General features: G+C 33.2%; 14 protein-coding genes and 1 tRNA gene. 14 read left to right on the top strand and 1 reads right to left on the bottom strand.

Annotation, left to right across the window (positions count from 1 at the left end; translation table 11 throughout):
- The 10 genes from IEW41_RS04515 (at window position 1) to IEW41_RS04470 (ending at window position 14,373) form a co-directional block, all read left to right on the top strand.
- Window positions 1-3,714: an efflux RND transporter permease subunit gene (locus IEW41_RS04515; RefSeq protein ID WP_188605135.1), complete on the top strand. Its 3,714-nt coding sequence runs from the start codon at window positions 1-3 to the stop codon at window positions 3,712-3,714.
- Window positions 3,704-4,942 carry a TolC family protein gene (locus IEW41_RS04510; RefSeq protein ID WP_188605134.1) on the top strand — a complete coding sequence of 413 codons (1,239 nt, stop codon included), beginning with the start codon at window positions 3,704-3,706 and terminating at the stop codon, window positions 4,940-4,942. The genes IEW41_RS04515 and IEW41_RS04510 overlap by 11 nt, the downstream gene beginning before the upstream one ends.
- A gap of 1 nt (window position 4,943) precedes the next feature.
- Complete coding sequence (locus tag IEW41_RS04505) at window positions 4,944-7,184, top strand: multicopper oxidase domain-containing protein (RefSeq protein WP_188605133.1); 2,241 nt, start codon at window positions 4,944-4,946, stop codon at window positions 7,182-7,184.
- An 88-nt stretch (window positions 7,185-7,272) separates the two neighbouring features.
- Complete coding sequence (locus IEW41_RS04500; protein ID WP_188605132.1) at window positions 7,273-7,881, top strand: DUF3347 domain-containing protein; 609 nt, start codon at window positions 7,273-7,275, stop codon at window positions 7,879-7,881.
- Window positions 7,882-8,334 (top strand): heme-binding domain-containing protein, encoded by a 453-nt coding sequence (locus tag IEW41_RS04495; RefSeq protein ID WP_188605131.1) that lies wholly within the window; start codon window positions 7,882-7,884, stop codon window positions 8,332-8,334.
- Window positions 8,335-8,347: 13 nt separating this feature from the next.
- Complete coding sequence (locus IEW41_RS04490; RefSeq protein ID WP_188605130.1) at window positions 8,348-10,849, top strand: heavy metal translocating P-type ATPase; 2,502 nt, start codon at window positions 8,348-8,350, stop codon at window positions 10,847-10,849.
- A gap of 16 nt (window positions 10,850-10,865) precedes the next feature.
- Complete coding sequence (locus tag IEW41_RS04485; protein WP_188605129.1) at window positions 10,866-11,450, top strand: DUF2911 domain-containing protein; 585 nt, start codon at window positions 10,866-10,868, stop codon at window positions 11,448-11,450.
- A 1-nt stretch (window position 11,451) separates the two neighbouring features.
- The gene (locus IEW41_RS04480; protein ID WP_188605128.1) at window positions 11,452-12,162 is read left to right on the top strand and encodes a PepSY domain-containing protein; all 711 of its coding nucleotides are present in this window, start codon (window positions 11,452-11,454) and stop codon (window positions 12,160-12,162) included.
- A gap of 3 nt (window positions 12,163-12,165) precedes the next feature.
- Window positions 12,166-13,938: an efflux RND transporter periplasmic adaptor subunit gene (locus IEW41_RS04475; RefSeq protein WP_188605127.1), complete on the top strand. Its 1,773-nt coding sequence runs from the start codon at window positions 12,166-12,168 to the stop codon at window positions 13,936-13,938.
- 36 nt (window positions 13,939-13,974) lie between these two features.
- Window positions 13,975-14,373 (top strand): heavy-metal-associated domain-containing protein, encoded by a 399-nt coding sequence (locus IEW41_RS04470; RefSeq protein WP_188605126.1) that lies wholly within the window; start codon window positions 13,975-13,977, stop codon window positions 14,371-14,373.
- Between the two features lie 114 nt (window positions 14,374-14,487).
- Here the strand turns inward: IEW41_RS04470 and IEW41_RS04465 are convergent.
- Window positions 14,488-14,563: transfer RNA gene (locus IEW41_RS04465), tRNA-Phe, on the bottom strand.
- A gap of 102 nt (window positions 14,564-14,665) precedes the next feature.
- On the opposite strand from IEW41_RS04465, the gene IEW41_RS04460 reads away from it, so the two are divergent.
- The 4 genes from IEW41_RS04460 to lptC are packed head-to-tail and all read left to right on the top strand — an operon-like array spanning window position 14,666 to window position 18,655.
- On the top strand, window positions 14,666-15,394 hold the full coding sequence (locus IEW41_RS04460) for a type III pantothenate kinase (RefSeq protein WP_188605125.1): 729 nt from the start codon (window positions 14,666-14,668) through the stop codon (window positions 15,392-15,394).
- Window positions 15,394-16,701, top strand: a complete 1,308-nt coding sequence (gene bamG, locus IEW41_RS04455; protein ID WP_188605124.1) for a BamG family beta-barrel-assembly machinery protein — start codon at window positions 15,394-15,396, stop codon at window positions 16,699-16,701. The genes IEW41_RS04460 and bamG overlap by 1 nt, the downstream gene beginning before the upstream one ends.
- Window positions 16,702-16,720: 19 nt before the next feature.
- Window positions 16,721-18,103 (top strand): tetratricopeptide repeat protein, encoded by a 1,383-nt coding sequence (locus tag IEW41_RS04450; protein ID WP_188605123.1) that lies wholly within the window; start codon window positions 16,721-16,723, stop codon window positions 18,101-18,103.
- On the top strand, window positions 18,104-18,655 hold the full coding sequence (gene lptC / locus IEW41_RS04445; RefSeq protein WP_188605122.1) for an LPS export ABC transporter periplasmic protein LptC: 552 nt from the start codon (window positions 18,104-18,106) through the stop codon (window positions 18,653-18,655).
- Window positions 18,656-18,678: the final 23 nt, after the last annotated feature.

Genomic DNA, 18,678 nt, shown 5'->3' with positions numbered 1-18,678 from the left:
ATGCTAAATAAAAGCATAAAATTTCTAATAGAAAATAAACTCGTTGCGGTACTAATGCTTGTCCTATTTATTGGATGGGGAACAGTAAATGCACCATTTAATTGGGACACAGGGTTTTTGCCAAGTAATCCAGTTTCAGTAGATGCTATACCTGATATAGGTGAAAATCAACAAATTGTGTTTACTAAATGGGATGGTCGTTCACCACAAGATATTGAAGACCAAATCACATATCCTTTAACAACTTCATTACTGGGTATACCAGGAGTAAAAACCATTCGTAGTTCATCTATGTTTGGCTTTTCTAGCATCTATATCATTTTTGAAGAAGATATAGAGTTTTATTGGAGCCGAAGTCGTATCCTCGAAAAACTTAACTCTCTACCTAGTGGCTTATTGCCAGAAGGCGTTAATCCAGCACTTGGACCAGATGCTACAGGTTTAGGTCAGATATTTTGGTACACACTTGAAGGACGTGATAAAAACGGTAATGTTACTGGTGGATGGGATTTGCAAGAATTACGTAGTATTCAAGATTACTATGTAAAATATGCGCTTTCTTCCGCGAGTGGCGTGTCCGAAGTCGCTTCCATTGGTGGTTATGTTCAGGAATATCAAATTGATGTAAATCCAGAGTTAATGCGTCAATATAACATCGGTTTAAATCAAGTGGTTAAAGCGGTTAAAGAAAGCAATAGAGATATTGGAGCACAAACACTAGAAATTAATCAGGCTGAATATTTAGTGAGAGGTTTAGGTTATGTGAAATCTATTCAAGATATAGAAAATGCAGTAGTTACTTCTGAAGATTACACATCAATACGAATAAAAGATATTGGAAAAGTATCATTAGGACCAGCAACACGAAGAGGTATATTGGATAAAGAAGGTGCAGAGGTTGTAGGTGCTGTTGTTGTAGCTCGCTATGGTGCTAATCCAATGGAAGTCATTAACAATGTTAAAGAAAAGATTAACGAGTTAAGTTCAGGATTACCTTCTAAAACATTAAGTGATGGGAGAACTTCACAAGTTACAATAGTGCCATTTTATGATAGGACAGAGCTAATTGAGGAAACATTAGGAACACTTAATGAAGCCTTAATTTTAGAAATTCTGATTACTATTTTGGTCATTATTGTAATGGTCTTTAATCTTCGAGCTTCAATACTTATATCAGGGTTATTACCAGTGGCTGTTTTAATGGTTTTTATTACCATGAAACTCTTTGGGGTCGATGCAAATATTGTTGCTCTTTCAGGTATTGCTATTGCTATTGGTACTATGGTGGATGTGGGTGTGATATTATCAGAAAACATAATTAGGCACTTGGATGAAGATGATAAAAACTTGCCTATCAATTTAGTTGTTTATAACGCCACAGCTGAAGTTTCTGGAGCCATTGTTACAGCTGTTGCCACTACTATCATTAGCTTTATACCAGTATTTACAATGATTGGAGCTGAAGGGAAATTGTTTAGACCTTTAGCTTTTACTAAGACCTTTGCTTTAGCTGCTGCTCTTATAATAGCATTGTTTTTAATTCCACCATTTGCTGCTTCCATATTTAAAAAGGCGAAGATTAGAAAGACAAGTTATTATGTTCTAAATGGACTTATGATTGTTCTTGGTATAGTCATTATGTTTTTTGGCTATTGGATTGGGATATTGCTGATAGGTTATGGCATTGTTGCATTTTTAAAATCAAATCAAAAGCTAACAGACAAAAGAGCTAACCTAATTAATATTATTATTTCAGCATTAGCCATTGTGTTTTTATTAGCTGAATATTGGAGACCACTTGGAGTTGATAAAAGCATAATATTAAACTTAATTTTTGTGAGTATTATTTGCTTTGGGTTATTGGGTGTTTTTGTGCTATTTCAGCATTATTATAGTAAAATATTAAAATGGGCATTAGAGAATCGATTACTGTTTTTAACTATTCCAACCACGTTGTTGATTTTTGGTTTTTATATCATGAAAAATACAGGCAAGGAATTTATGCCTTCTTTAAATGAAGGTTCTTTTCTATTAATGCCAACGTCAATGCCTCATTCTGGAGTTGAAGAAAACAAAAGAGTTTTACAACAGTTGGATATGGCAGTAGCCAGTATTCCAGAAATTCAAACAGTAGTTGGAAAAGCTGGTAGAACAGAGTCAGCATTAGATCCAGCACCTTTATCAATGTATGAGAATGTTATTCAGTACAAACCTGAATATATGTTGAATGAAAAAGGCGAACGTCAACGATATAAGGTGAATGAAAATGGGCTATTTGAATTGAACGATGGACGTTTTATCGCAAATCCAAATAATACTAATAGCTCAGTCATAACCAAACTTGATAGGGCTCAATTAATTGAGGATAAAGATGGGGAGTTTTATCGCAATTGGCGACCTGAAATACAATCACCAAATGATATTTGGAATGAAATCGTAAAAGCTACTAAGTTACCAGGCGTTACTTCTGCACCTAAATTGCAACCCATTGAAACACGATTAGTAATGCTACAAACAGGTATGCGCGCACCAATGGGAATTAAGGTGAAAGGTCAAGATTTAAAACAAATAGAAGCATTTGGGATACAATTGGAAAACATTTTGAAACAGGCTGAAGGTGTTAAACAGGAAGCAGTTTTTGCAGACCGTATTGTAGGTAAACCCTATTTGTTGATAGATATTGACAGAGAGAAAATTGCACGATACGGTATCACTATTGAGGAAGTCCAAAATGTATTAAAAGTGGCTGTTGGTGGTATGGTGCTAACTCAAACTGTTGAAGGAAGAGAGCGATATGGAGTTCGTGTACGTTACCCAAGAGAGTTAAGAGCAAATCCAACCGATTTAGAACAAATATATGTGCCTGTTGAAAAAGGTAGCCCAGTTCCATTAAGCGAATTAGCTACTATTAGATATGAACAGGGACCACAAGTAATTAAGAGTGAAGACACCTTTTTGGTAGGATATGTGTTGTTTGATAAATTGGATGGTTTTGCAGAAGTAAATGTGGTCGAAAATGCGCAGGCTCTTATTCAGAGCAAAATCAATTCAGGCGAACTTATAGTGCCTAAAGGGTTAAGTTATAAGTTTACAGGTACTTACGAGAATCAACTACGTGCAGAAAAAACCTTATCTATTGTTGTGCCATTAGCACTAGCAATCATCTTTCTTATTCTTTATTTTCAATTCCGTTCGGTGTCAACCTCATTAATGATTTTTACTGGTATTACTGTTGCCTTTGCTGGAGGTTTTATCATGATGTGGCTGTATGGACAAGATTGGTTTTTAAATTTCAGTTTGTTTGGTGAGAACTTAAGGGAACTCTTTAATATGAAAACAATCAATTTAAGTGTTGCTGTTTGGGTTGGGTTTATAGCCTTATTTGGCATTGCTACAGATGATGGTGTTGTTATGGCAACTTATTTAACCCAAAGCTTTGATAAAGAAACTCCAACGGATAAAAAAGGAATTCGATTAGCAACGTTAGAAGCAGCAGGAAAGCGTATTAGACCGTGTTTAATGACAACAGTTACTACTGTACTCGCATTGCTTCCAGTATTAACATCGACAGGCAGAGGGAGTGATATTATGATACCTATGGCTATTCCAATTTTTGGAGGTATGATTATAGATATTACATCTTATTTTATTGTTCCCGTTTTGTTTAGCTGGAAAAAAGAATTTCAACTTAAAAGATTAACAAATGAAAAATAAAGGTCATTACCTCAAATTAGTTTTATTTCTTGGTTTTTGTTTCATAGGGCTGAATACTCATGCACAAAAATTAGAAGTTCTTATTGATGAAGCTATAAAAAACAATCCAGAAATTCAAAAGGTTGAATTGCAATACAGTATAGCTTCTGAAAAAGTAATTGAAGTTAATTCTATACCCAATACTGAATTTGCAGTTGGGTATTTTATAAGTGAGCCAGAGACAAGAACAGGAGCACAACGTGCTCGTATTTCCGTAAAACAAATGTTGCCATGGTTTGGTAGCATTACTGCAAGAGAAAACTATGCGAGTTCGCTAGCAGACGCTAAATATGAGGACATTGTTATTACTAAACGCAAACTCATCACGTCTGTGTCGCAATCTTATTACAATCTCTATACTAATAAAGCTAAACAGCTTGTGTTGACTGAAAATATAAAACTATTGGAAACCTATGAAACTTTAGCTCTTACATCAGTTGAGGTAGGAAAGGCTTCAGCAGTAGATGTGTTGCGCTTGCAAATGCGCCAAAACGAAATGCAACAATTGAAAGATGTTTTGCAACAACAATTTTTGGCTGAACAAACTAATCTTAATAATCTTTTAAATAGAGACGATGCAATGTCAGTCCAGTTAATAGATGAATTGATAATTCCTTCAGAAGATGTTGAAATCAATTTAGGAGAATTGGCATTGCATCCAGAATTGTTGAAATATGATAAGCTTTATAAATCAGTAGAGCAATCTGAATTATTGAACCAAAAAGAAAGTAGCCCAATGATAGGTTTTGGGTTGGATTATATTCCAGTATCAGAGCGTACAGACATGAACTTAATAGACAACGGCAAGGATATAGTAATGCCAATGGTTTCGGTTTCCATACCAATCTTTAATAAGAAGTATAAATCGATTTCAAAACAAAACGAACTGCAACAACAAGAAATCAATTACCAAAAACAAGAACGATTAAATTCTTTGGAAACTCTTTTAGATAAGGCAATAAAAGAACGTATTTCTGCAAGAATAAGTTATGTAACCCAAACTAAAAACCTAAAACAAGCCAAAGATGCAGAGGGCATCTTAATCAAAAGCTTCGAAACAGGAACGATAGATTTTAATGATGTTTTGGATATTCAAGAATTACAACTAAAGTTTCAAATGAACCAGATAGAATCTATTAAAACCTATTACGTGCAGACAGCGATTATTAATTATTTAACTAATAGATAAAATGAAAAAGCAAATAAAATGTGTAGTTATATTCTTTGGAATACTGCCAACTTATTTCATATTCGGTCAAAATGTTGTTCGTTATAATTTAACAATGACAGACACAATTGTTAACTATTCTGGTAAAGAAAAAAGGGCAATTGCAGTAAACGGACAAATACCAATGCCAACCTTGACATTTACAGAGGGAGACATTGCGGAAATTGTAGTTCATAATAAATTAAACGAAAGCACCTCATTACATTGGCACGGAGTTTTTCTTCCCAACAAGGAAGACGGAGTTCCTTATTTAACTCAAATGCCAATTAAGCCTAGTGAAACATTTACCTATCGCTTTCCAATTATTCAGAGTGGAACGCATTGGTATCACAGCCATAGTGGTTTGCAAGAGCAAATTGGAATGTATGGCTCGTTGGTTTTATTGAAAAAAAAGGATGACCCAACATTTAGAAAGGGAATTGATGATTTGCCTGAAGTCCCGATAATATTAAGTGAGTGGACAGATATTAAGCCCGAAAATGTTCATCGAATGTTGCATAATGCAAACGATTGGTTTGCTATTAAAAAAGGTACCGTTCAAAGCTATTCAGAAGCCATAAAAGCGGGACATTTCAAAACCAAATTAGGAAATGAATGGAAACGTATGTTGGCAATGGATGTAAGTGATGTGTATTATGATAAGTTTTTAATTAATGGGAAAAACGAAAGCCAACTATCACAATTCAAGGCTGGAGATAAAGTTCGTTTACGCATTTCAAATGGTGGTGCATCCTCGTATTTCTGGTTGAATTATGCTGGAGGTAAAATGACCGTTGTAGCCAATGATGGTAATGATGTGGAGCCTGTAGATGTAGACAGATTGATTATTGGAGTTTCTGAAACTTATGATGTTGTAGTTACAATCCCAAATGATGATACGGCTTATGAATTTTTGGCAACACCAGAAGACCGAACAAAATCGGCTTCAATTTTTTTAGGAAAAGGTAAAATGCAACTAAAAAGTAGAATGCCGAGGCTAAAGTATTTTGAGGGAATGAAGATGATGAACAATATGATGAATATGGATGGTTCTATGGACGATATGGGAATGGATATGTCCTACCAGCAAATGGATATGAATACAGTAATGTATCCAGAAATTACAGGGAATCCTGAAATGAAAATGGATGAAAAGATGGTAATGGACGATAATATGAATCATTCCAACGATTCAATGAATGCTAACCAGGATATAATAACTTTAAATTATGGAATGCTGAAAGCACCACAGCCAACAACATTGCCAAAAGATGCACCAGTAAGGGAGTTGCGCTTTGAATTAACAGGAAATATGAACCGTTACGTTTGGAGTATGGATAACAAAGTACTTTCTGAAACCGATAAAATCCTCATAAAAAAAGGAGAAAATGTAAGGATTACCCTTTATAACGGTTCAATGATGCGACATCCAATGCACCTTCACGGACACGATTTTAGAATTTTAAACGGACAAGGTGATTATGCACCACTAAAAAATGTGTTAGATATAATGCCAATGGAAACCGATGTTATTGAGTTTGCTGCCAATGTTGAAGGCGACTGGTTTTTTCATTGTCATATTTTATATCATATGATGGCTGGAATGAATAGGGTTTTCAGTTATGAAAAACAAGCACCAAATCCATATTTACCAAATAAAGAATGGGCTTATAGGAAACTGCAATCAGAAAGCAACCAACTTCATTTTATGGCAGAAAATGACTTTGCAACCAATGGAAATGACGGAAAAGCAATGTTTCAAAATACACGATGGAGTTTTGGTACAGAATGGCGTTTGGGTTATCACGATGAACACGGTTATGAAACTGAAACGCATATTGGACGGTATATTGGTAAGAACCAATGGTTTATGCCATTTGTAGGTTTTGATTGGCGATACCGAAAAACCAATGGTAAGGTTGAAACAAACATTTTTGGACAAACCAACACAAAAGACCAAAGAGCGGTTTTGAGTTTAGGAGCAGAGTATACCTTACCTATGCTTGTTATATTACAAGGAGAAATTTTTACAGATGGCAATGTACGTTTTCAGTTAATGCGAGAAGATATTCCTATTTCGCCAAGATTTCGTTGGGCATTTATGATAAATACAGACAAGGAATATATGACTGGTCTTAAATATATAGCTACCCGAAATTTAGGAATTTCAACGCATTATGACAGCGATATGGGAATTGGTTTTGGTGCAACTTTAAACTATTGATAAATAGGGATATGGATTTTGAATTAAATAACCTCAAATCGGAAGAAAAAAACAATTTTAATTAAATAATAATCTAAACATAAACAAAATGAAAAAAGTAAGCGTAACAACAGCAATTATGGTAATGACTTTCGTTAGTCTATCAGCAATGTCTTGTAAAGACAGTAAAAAAGAACATTCAGTAGATGCAATGCACTCAGAAATGAATCACGATGAGGTAATGAACCACGACAATTTAAACACACCAAATGATGTGGTAGACAATAACGTTCAAACATCAGATGCAAAACAAGTTATGGCAGACTATATGACTCTTAAAGAAGCATTGGTAGCAACCAATAAAGAAGATGCTGCAAAAGCAGGTAAAAAATTGGAAAGTTCTTTAAAAAGTTTTGACGTAAGCAAATACACTGCTGAACAGCAAAAAGAGTTAAAAGATATCATTGCAGATGCAATAGAACACGCAGAGCATATCGGCAAAAGTGAAATGGATCACCAACGTGAGCATTTCAAGACCTTGAGCAAGGATATTATTGATATGGTTGCCATTACTGGAACAGAAAATACGTTGTACCAACAATTCTGCCCAATGTATGATGGTGGAAGCGCTTGGTTGAGTATGAGCAAGGATATTAAGAACCCATATTATGGTAGCAAAATGATGTCTTGTGGTAAAGTACAGAAAGAAATAAACTAAATGAAAATTGTAAAAATCATAGCATTGATTTTATTGGTAGCTTTTGTAGGCATACAGTTTGTGCCCGCAGAACTAAACCAAAGCGATGTTGTTCCTAAAACTGATTTTTTATTGGTAAACAATCCACCAGAAAACATTAGTACACTATTACAAGAATCTTGCTATGATTGCCACAGTAACAATACATCATACCCTTGGTATAATAAAATGCAACCAGTTGCTTGGTTTTTAGAAGGTCATATTAAAGAAGGAAAAGCCGAATTAAATTTTAGTGAATGGGACTCTTTATCAAATCGAAGAAAGGCAAGTAAACTTCGGTCAATTATAAAGCAAATAGAAAGTAATAAAATGCCATTAGAGTCTTATAAATCTATTCATAAAGAAGCAGAATTTTCAGAAGAAGAAAAAACAACTATTATTCAATGGATAACACTATTGGATGACAGTTTATAAATCATATCATATTATGAAACACACATATCACATACACGGAATGACCTGTAAGGGTTGTCGTACGCACGTAGAAGAAACACTTTCTAAAGTGGAAGGTGTGTCAAAAGCAACAGTTAATTTGGAAAAGGCAGAAGCTACCATTGAAATGACATCGCATATTCCAATAGAAACATTTAAAGAAGCCTTAAAAAAGGATGGTGATAGATACAGTATTCACAATCAAGGTGAACATCATCATCATTTAGAAGATAAAAAGGAAAACCAGCCAAAAGCAAAAGGCACAGGTACCTTTTATTGTCCTATGCATTGCGAAGGAGATAAAAATTATGATAAAGTAGGCGATTGTCCTGTTTGCGGTATGGATTTGGTTGAAGAGAAAAATCAATCATCAGCTCCAACAGAACAATGGACGTGTCCAATGCACCCAGAAGTTGTAAAGGATGAAGCAGGTTCATGTCCTATTTGCGGTATGGATTTAGTACCAATGCAACCAGACCTTTCAGCAGAAGAAAAAACCTATAAAAAACTATTGAAAAAGTTTTGGATAGCTTCAGCTTTTACACTACCTATTTTCTTAATAGCTATGAGCGAAATGCTAAATAATAATCCATTGTATGATATTATTGGGCAAAAATATTGGAATTGGGTACAATTCGTGTTATCAATTCCAGTAGTATTTTATGCTACTTGGATGTTCTTTGAACGAGCATACAAAAGTATTAAAACGTGGAATCTCAATATGTTTACGCTAATAGGAATAGGTGCTGGTGTAGCTTGGTTATTTAGTGTTTTTGGAATGCTTTTTCCAAATATATTTCCTGAACAATTTAAAACGGAATTGGGTGCGGTACATGTTTATTTTGAAGCAGCAACTGTGATTTTAACTCTTGTTTTGTTAGGGCAGTTGTTGGAAGCACGAGCACATAGTAAAACCAATTCAGCAGTAAAAGAATTATTAAAGTTAGCACCTAACAAAGCTATAAAAATAATAGATGGTGAAGAAGTTGAAGTTAGTATAGATAAAATAGAATTAAATGATATTCTAAAAGTAAAACCTGGCGATAAAATCCCTGTGGATGGTGTGATAACTGAAGGCGAAACAACTATTGACGAATCAATGATTACGGGAGAGCCTCTTCCTGTAAACAAATCACAATATGATAAAGTAAGTAGCGGAACAATCAATGGTAATCAATCCTTTTTAATGAAAGCGGAAAAGGTAGGAAGTGACACTTTATTATCTCAAATCATTCATATGGTTAATGATGCTAGTAGAAGCCGTGCGCCTATTCAAAATTTAGCAGATAAGGTATCAGGTTATTTTGTGCCAGTTGTAGTCTTTGTTTCTATCATCACATTTATTGTATGGTCTATTTGGGGACCAGAACCAGTCTATGTATATGCGTTTGTAAATGCCATTGCAGTTCTAATAATTGCTTGTCCTTGTGCTTTAGGTTTAGCAACACCAATGTCCGTAATGGTTGGCGTGGGTAAAGGTGCTCAAAACGGTGTATTGATTAAAAATGCCGAAGCTCTTGAGAAAATGGATAAAGTGAATACACTTATAGTTGATAAAACAGGAACAATAACAGAAGGGAAACCAACGGTAGAAAAAGTAGGTGTTTTTAGTGATACTCTAAACGAAAAAGAGCTACTACAATACATAGTTTCATTGAATACCAATAGCGAACACCCATTAGCAGAAGCTACGGTTAAATATGGAAAAGAGCGCAATACAGAAATTTTAGAATCACAAGATTTTAGTGCTGTTACAGGAAAAGGTGTTGAAGCTATAATAAATGATAAAAAAGTAGCATTAGGAAATCCTAAAATGATGGAATATGTCAAAGCAGATATTACTTCTAAAATGAAAGAAGAAGCTAAAAATTACCAAAAACAAGGTAAAACAGTTTCTTATTTATCATTAGATAAAGTCGTGGTTGGGTATGTAGTTATAGGAGATAAAATAAAAGAAACAAGTGCCAAAGCGATTAAAGCGCTTCAAGATAAAGGCATTGATGTTATAATGTTAACAGGCGATAATCATGATACAGCACAAGCAGTAGCATCAGAGCTTAATCTCGCAGATTTTAAAGCCAGTATGTTACCAGAAGACAAGCTCAAAGAAGTAGAGAAATTGCAAGAAAAAGGAAAAGTGGTTGCAATGGCAGGTGATGGTATTAATGATGCACCAGCATTGGCAAAAAGTGACGTTGGTATTGCAATGGGAACAGGTACCGATGTAGCTATAGAAAGTGCAATGATAACTTTGGTAAAAGGTGATTTACACGGAATTGTAAAAGCTAGAAATTTAAGTCATTCTGTGATGAGAAATATTAAACAAAATCTATTTTTTGCACTTATTTATAACACATTAGGAGTGCCTATTGCAGCTGGAGTGTTATTTCCATTTTTTGGCATTTTACTTTCGCCAATGATAGCGGCTTTAGCAATGAGTTTTAGCTCTGTTTCAGTAATAGTAAATGCATTGAGATTAAGAACAATTAAAATTTAACTATAAAAACAAACATATGAAAAACTTAAGTTTATTTATTGCCATTATGTTTCTAGTTGTAAGCTGTAAAGATAAAGAAGCCAATTCAAGTGATGAACAGCATCAGCATGTTGAAACTGAAAAATCTGAAGAAACTAAAAAGAAACCTCTAAGCCCACATACATCTGTAATGGAAATGATTGGCGATGCGCATATTCATATAGACTATTCATCACCAGGAGTAAGAGGGCGAATCATCTTTGGTGGGTTAGTTGGTTATGACAATATATGGCAAGCAGGAGCGCATAATGCCACTTGGATAGAAACAAATAAAGATTTAATCATAAATGGCGATATTCTTCCAAAAGGTAAATATGGATTTTTTACAATTCCATCAAAAGAGGATTGGACTATAATGATAAATAAAAACTGGAATCAGCATGGGAAAGACGATTACGATGAAAATGATGATGTAATAAGATTTAAAGTAAAACCAAGTATTTCAGATGAAATTAAAGAACATTTAGAATATAAAATAGATAAGATTAGTGAAACTGAAGGCAACATTTCTCTTACTTGGGAAAAAGTGACAATAAGTATTCCATTCAAAGTAAATCAATAAAATGGTAAGAAGGAATACAGCATTAAAAATTAGAAAAACACATCGTTATTTAGGATTGTTTTTGGGTATTCAATTTTTGTTTTGGACTATTAGTGGTTTATACTTTAGTTGGACAAATATCGATGATATACATGGTGACCATTTTAAAAATCTGGAATATCAACCTCAAGCATTCAGTAATTTAATTAGCCCATCACAACTCGATATTGACAATGGTGTTAATACTATTGAATTGAGAGATATTGATAATACGCCTTACTATTGGGTAAATAGCAAGCAATTATATAATGCTTTAGATGGAAGCACAAAGAATAGCATTACAAAAGAAGAAGCTTTATATATAGCTAAACTCAATATAAAAAATGATTTAGAGGTAGAATCTATAGAACAGATTAATGCAACTGGAAAACATCATGAGTATAGAGAAAAGCTCTTACCTGCTTTTGTGATTTCCTATAAATCTAATGAAGCTTTAAAGGCTTACGTATCTGTTGCTGATGGAAAATTTCAAACTGTTAGACACAGGAGTTGGCGTTGGTTTGACTTTTTATGGATGACACATACAATGGATTATGAAGGAAGAGATAACTTTAATACAGTTGTTTTAAGAGCCTTTTCATTACTCGGATTAATTACTGTATTGAGTGGGTTTTTATTGTGGTATACATCATCACATTCAATTAGAAAATTTTTAAAAAGAAATAAAAAATAAGAGATGAAAAAAAATGCAATTTATATAGGAATATTTGCTGTAGGCTTACTTTTAGGTTGGATGCTTTTTGGTGGTTTGTCAAAAGAAAAAATAGACCATAAGGTCGATGAGGTTTTGGTAACCAATCAAATGTGGACATGTTCCATGCATCCACAAATTATGCAACCAGAACCAGGCGATTGTCCTATTTGTGGAATGGATTTAATTCCAGCTGAAAGTGGAAGTGATGGGTTATTAGCAGACCAATTTAAGCTGACCGAGAACGCTATGGCATTGGCTAATATTCAAACTACCATAGTAGGTAAAGGAAATGTTGACGGTACATCACTTAAGTTATCTGGTAAAATAGCTGAAAATGAAGAATCAAATGCAGTACAGGTAAGTTATTTTTCTGGCAGAATAGAACGATTAAACATCAATTTTACAGGGGAAAAAGTTAGTAAAGGGCAACTTTTAGCAACTATTTATTCGCCAGAATTGTATGCGGCGCAACAAGAATTGATCACAGCTGCATCTTTAAAAGAATCGCAACCTGCATTATATAAGGCAGTCCGAAACAAATTAAAGTTGTGGAAACTTTCTGACAATCAAATCAATCAAATTGAAGATACGGGAAAAATAAAAGAGAACTTTCCAGTTTATGCAACCGTTTCAGGAACAGTTACCGAAAAACTGGTAGAACAAGGCGATTACATCAAACAAGGTCAGCCTTTATTAAAAATTGCCAATCTCAATACGGTTTGGGCTAATTTTGATGTATATGAAAATCAAATAGATTATTTTAAAATAGGGCAACAGGTAGTTGTAACTACAAATGCATACAACAATAAAGAGTTTAAAGGTGAGGTCGATTTTATTAATCCCGTTTTAAACGCTAAAACAAGAACAGTAATCCTCCGAGTTGTGTTGAACAATCAAGAGAATTTATTTAAGCCTGGAATGTTTGTTTCTGCACAGATTGAAGGTGTGATAAATAAAAATAAAGAAGTTTTAACTATTCCATCCTCTGCTATTCTTTGGACAGGGAAACGTTCTGTCGTGTACATAAAAAGTAATCCAGAGCAGCCAATTTTTCAAATGCAAGAAGTGGTTTTAGGAAATCAAATAGGTGATGAATATGAAGTGTTAGAAGGATTATTTTCTGGTAATGAGATTGTAACAAACGGAACTTTTACAGTAGATGCCGCAGCACAACTACAAGGCAAAAAATCAATGATGAATACAAATAGTAGTAATGTAAGGACGGGGCACGAAGGGCATTTGGGGATTGATAATATTGAGTCAAAAGAAGAGGATGTTAAATCGAATATGAATGAACGCATTGTGGTATCAGATAAATTTAAAAAGCAATTACTAATTGTCTTTAACGATTATATCGATTTAAAGGATGCTTTAGTTAAAGAAGCTCCAAAAGCTACGTCAGACAATGCAGCACGTTTACTAAACAATTTAAGTAAAGTAGATATGAAACTTTTGTCAGATAATAATGCTCATAAACACTGGATGTCCTTACAAAAAGAAATAAACTCATCTGCCAATTCAATTTCTAAGACATCAGTAATAAAAATTCAAAGAGACCATTTTAAGCATTTATCATCACACCTAATTAATGCTATTCAATTGTTTGGTGTGAATGAAAGAGTTTTTGTAGAATTTTGTCCAATGGCAGATAACAACAAAGGGGCGTATTGGTTGAGCAAAGAAGAAAAAGTAATCAATCCTTATTTTGGTGAATCAATGCTAACCTGTGGAGAGGTAAAGCAAATAATAGAATAATAATAAATCAAATAATAACAATTAAAATTTAGAACAATGAAGAAAGTAATATTAAGCGGAGCTGTAATAGCAATATTGGGTTTAGCAAGTTGTAAAAACGAAACAAAAAAAGAAACAGAAACAGCAACAATTGAAGCGTCTAATAAAATGGCTATGACAAATCTATCTTTTGGCGTAAGAGGTAATTGTGGAATGTGTAAAAAAACTATTGAAAACGCAGTCAATAATGTTGAAGGTGTAACAAGTGCTAATTGGAATGTAGATAAAAAGAAAATTGACGTGTCATTTGACGAAACAAAAACTGATATAATGTCAATTCACAATGCAATAGCAGCTTCAGGTTATGATACTGAAAAAGTTTTAGGAGATAAAGAAGCTTACAAAAATTTACCAGGATGTTGTCAATATGACCACGAAATGAAGATGAATCAATAAAGGGAAATTTTTTTTTGAAAAAATTTAAAGGAACAATATTTAATCAATATCGTCCCCAATGTTGTCCCCGTTAAAAGCAAAAACCCTTAAAACACTAATGTTTTAAGGGTTTTCTGGTGGTGCCTCCAGGAATCGAACCAGGGACACAAGGATTTTCAGTCCTTTGCTCTACCAACTGAGCTAAGGCACCAGTCGCTGTAAATGCGGATGCAAATATATATTCATTTTTATTATTCACAAAAATAAAATATATAAAAATTGCTTTTGTAAATTTACAGCTTTTAATTTAGATATGAACTTAATCATTGATGTAGGTAATACTTTTGTTAAATTTGCTGTATTTCAGCAGGATAGCTTGGTTGAAAAAAAGTCTGTTTCAGGTGAATTTTTTTTAAAAGAATTTAAAAATATTATCAAAAACCATAAAGAAATTGATAAATGTATTATCTCTTCAGTAGGAAAATTGAACAATCAAGATGTAAATTATCTCCAAAAAAAGCTAAAAACCTTTGTTTTAAATTCTGAAACTAAATTACCATTTAAAAATTTATATGAAACTCCTAAAACTCTTGGAGTAGATAGAATTGCTTTGGTTTGTGCATCTGTTGAACAATTTCCAGATAAAAATGTATTAATTATTGATGCAGGAACGTGTATTACATATGATTTTATTACAACAAAAAACGAGTATTTAGGTGGTGCAATATCGCCAGGAATCAGATTGCGTTATCAGGCATTACATAATTTAACGGCCAATCTTCCGTTATTAGAAACTAAAATGCCAGAAAGTACTATAGGAAACTCTACTGCTAGTTCAATTCATTCTGGAGTAGTTTTTGGTATTTTGAAAGAAATTGATGGCGTAATTGATGAATATCAACAAAAATATTCAGATTTAACAGTTATTTTAACAGGAGGTGACGCTAATTTCTTGTCAAAACAATTAAAAAATAGCATATTTGCCAACTCAAATTTTCTTTTAGAAGGTTTAAACTTTATTTTAGAATATAATTCAAACTAATGATAAAAAAACTTGTAGTAGTTTTAATAGTGGCTTTTGCATCTCAGTTGCAGGCTCAAGAAGGAACAGCTTCACCATATTCATTTTATGGAATTGGAAGTTTAAAGTTTAAAGGTACTGTTGAAAACAGGAGTATGGGTGGGCTTAGTATTTATAATGATAGTATTCATTTAAATTTATTAAATCCTGCAGGTTACACAGGTAATAATATAAAATCTTTTAATAACGAAAGTCGCCCTGTTAAATTTGCAATTGGTGGTAGTTATAGTAGTTTAAATCTTAAAAGTGATTCTGGAAGTGAAAAGGCTAACTCTACAACCTTTGATTATTTAGCATTGTCTGTACCTATGGGCAAATTTGGATTTGGATTTGGGCTTTTGCCTTATACTTCTGTAGGATATAAACTTGAGTCTAGAAATGATAATGATGATGTATCTAACAGGTATAGAGGAGAAGGTGGAGTTAATAAAGCGTTTGCTGGATTAGCATATCAAATTAACGAAAAGCTTAGCGTTGGAGTAGAGGCAAGTTATAATTTTGGAAATGTCAAGAATAGCTCAGTAGCTTACTTGTACGATGACGAAGGTAATTTAGCTCAATATCAATCAAGAGAAAATAACAGGTCAGATTTAAGCGGGTTAAATTTTAATATTGGATTGTCATACAAAACAATGATTAACGATAAATTAGAATTATCATCTGGATTAACTTATGCACCTGGAAGTAATTTAACATCAAACAACACAAGATCGTTTTCTACAATAATTATTAACGAAATTAGTGGGCAAGAGTTTGTAGTGAATACTATTGATGCAGATTTAGAAGATCAAAACTTAAAAACTACTGATTTATCATTGCCGTCAAGAGTTTCTTTTGGAGCAGGAATAGGTGAGCCTAGAAAATGGTTTTTAGGAGCTGAGTACACTTACCAAAATACAAGCAAATTCTCAAATCCAATATTTAGTATAGATAATGCTACGTTTGTAAACGCATCAACCATAGCTCTTGGAGGTTTTTATATTCCTGATTACAATTCTTTTTCAAATTACTGGAAAAGAGTAACTTATAGAGGAGGGTTGCATTACGAGAACACAGGTTTAGAAATTAATAATGAAACTATTAATGAGTTTGGCATGTCTTTTGGAGTTGGGTTACCAGTTGGAGGTTTATTTTCAAATGCAAATCTTGGACTTGAATTTGGTAAGCGTGGAACAACAAACCAAAATTTAATTCAAGAGAATTTTATAAATCTTCAAATAAGTTTATCTTTAAATGATAGATGGTTCCAAAAAAGAAAATATAACTAATAGATTAATAATTACAAAAATGAAAACGAGAATTACTTTAGTATTTGCAGCCCTTTTATTTGGTCTTAATATGAGTTTTGCTCAACAAGATGAAGAGTGCATGACTAACTTGACCATCTTTACAGATTACTACAAGAGCAAAAAGTATGATGAGGCATATAGTCCATGGATGAAAGTGCGTAACAAATGTCCAAAATTCAACAGAGCAATTTATGCTTATGGAGAAAAAATATTAGAGCACAAAATTGAGAACTCAACAGGAGCAGATAAAGTTGGTTATATTAACGACTTAATGAAGCTTTGGGATGAAGCTTTAGTTAATTTTTCATCTAACTATAGCAATGGAGAAGTTCTTGTTGACAAGGCTGAGTTAATGTACGATCATAAAAAAGAACTTGGTTTAAATGACAAGCAAATCTATGATGCTTTTGATAAAGCTTTTAAAACAGACTTAGAAAACTTTTCAAGCCCTAGAGGTTTATATATTTACTTTTCTACATTAGTAGATTTACATAATGCAGGTCAAGCGCCAATTCAAGATGTATTTAACAAGTATGATGATGTAACTGGTAAAATTGAAACAGAAAAAGATGCTTATACTAAAAAGCTAAATGAATTAATAGAAAAAGAAGAAAGTGGAGAAGGTCTTTCGTCTAAAGACGAGCAACGTAAAGCGTCTTATAACAGTTACCTTGAAAACTACGAAACAATTGGTGGAAGTATAGATAGTAAATTAGGGATTTTAGCAAATTGCGAAAACTTAATTCCTTTATATACTAAAGATTTTGAAACTTTTAAAAATGATGCAGTTTGGTTACAACGTGCTGTAAGCAGAATGTATAACAAAGAGTGTACTGATGATCCTTTATATATAAAATTAGTTAAGGCTTATGATGAAACTGCACCATCTGCAGATACCAAATATTTCGTGGCTAGTTTATTATTTAAGCAAGGTAAGAATAAAGAGGGTATGGATTACCTTAACCAATCTTACGATTTAGAAACAGATAACTTTAAGAAAGCAAAATTAGCTTATAGAATTGCTGGAAGTTTAAAAAACAAAGGAGATTACTCTGCAGCAAGAAACTATTACAGAAAGGCGTTAAGTTTAAGTCCATCAATGGGTAAAGCTTACACTTCAATAGCGCAAATGTATGCTGCAAGTGCTAATAGCTGTGGTAAAGATGAATTTGATAAAAGAGCAGTGTATTGGTTAGCAGCAGCAGAAGCACGTAAAGCTGCAAGAGTTGATTCTAATTTAGCATCATACGCTAACGGTTTAGCCGATAGTTATGAAGGAAAAGCTCCAAGTAGAAGCATGATATTTGAACAAAGTAAAAGTGGACAAGTAATCAATATTGGTTGTTGGATAGGTGCAAGTGTAACTGTGCCAAAACTATAAATGAAAAATAATAAATCATATAATTTACTATACATAGTCACAGCAATTGCTGTGACTATGTTTTTTTCATGTAAAAACAATTATGATGAAGTGCAACAAATAGGTATTTTACAGAACGAGCCTATTGGTGTTGCAGATACAATAAATTTAAAATACACAGATTCTGGAAGGATAAAAGCAGATTTAGTAAGTGTAAAGATGCTAGATTTTTCTAATAGAAATTTTGCTTTTACTGAGTTCCCAAAAGGGATTAAACTTACCTTATTTAGTGATAATAACAGAAAAAGTGTTATTCTATCAGATTATGCAATTTCTTACAGTGAAACCGATTTAATAGACTTACAGGGTAACGTTACAATTATTACTCAAGAAAACGACACGTTATTTGCAGAGCAATTATATTTCGATCAAAAAAGAGAATGGGTGTTTACAAATAAACCTATTCGCTTTGTATCTCCAACAAAAATAATGACAGCAAACGCTTACGATTCAGATAAAGATGTTAATGTCTATGGCTTAAGCGAAATAACAGGAATAGTTAATTTAGATTAATAATTAGTTATCTTTGCTCAATA

Origin of the sequence: Aquaticitalea lipolytica (assembly GCF_014641635.1) — a bacterium.
In the GTDB taxonomy this organism is placed as follows: Bacteria; Bacteroidota; Bacteroidia; order Flavobacteriales; family Flavobacteriaceae; genus Aquaticitalea; species Aquaticitalea lipolytica.
The sequence above is the reverse complement of the archived record's forward strand: the minus strand, read 5'-3'. Positions and strand labels throughout refer to the sequence as shown.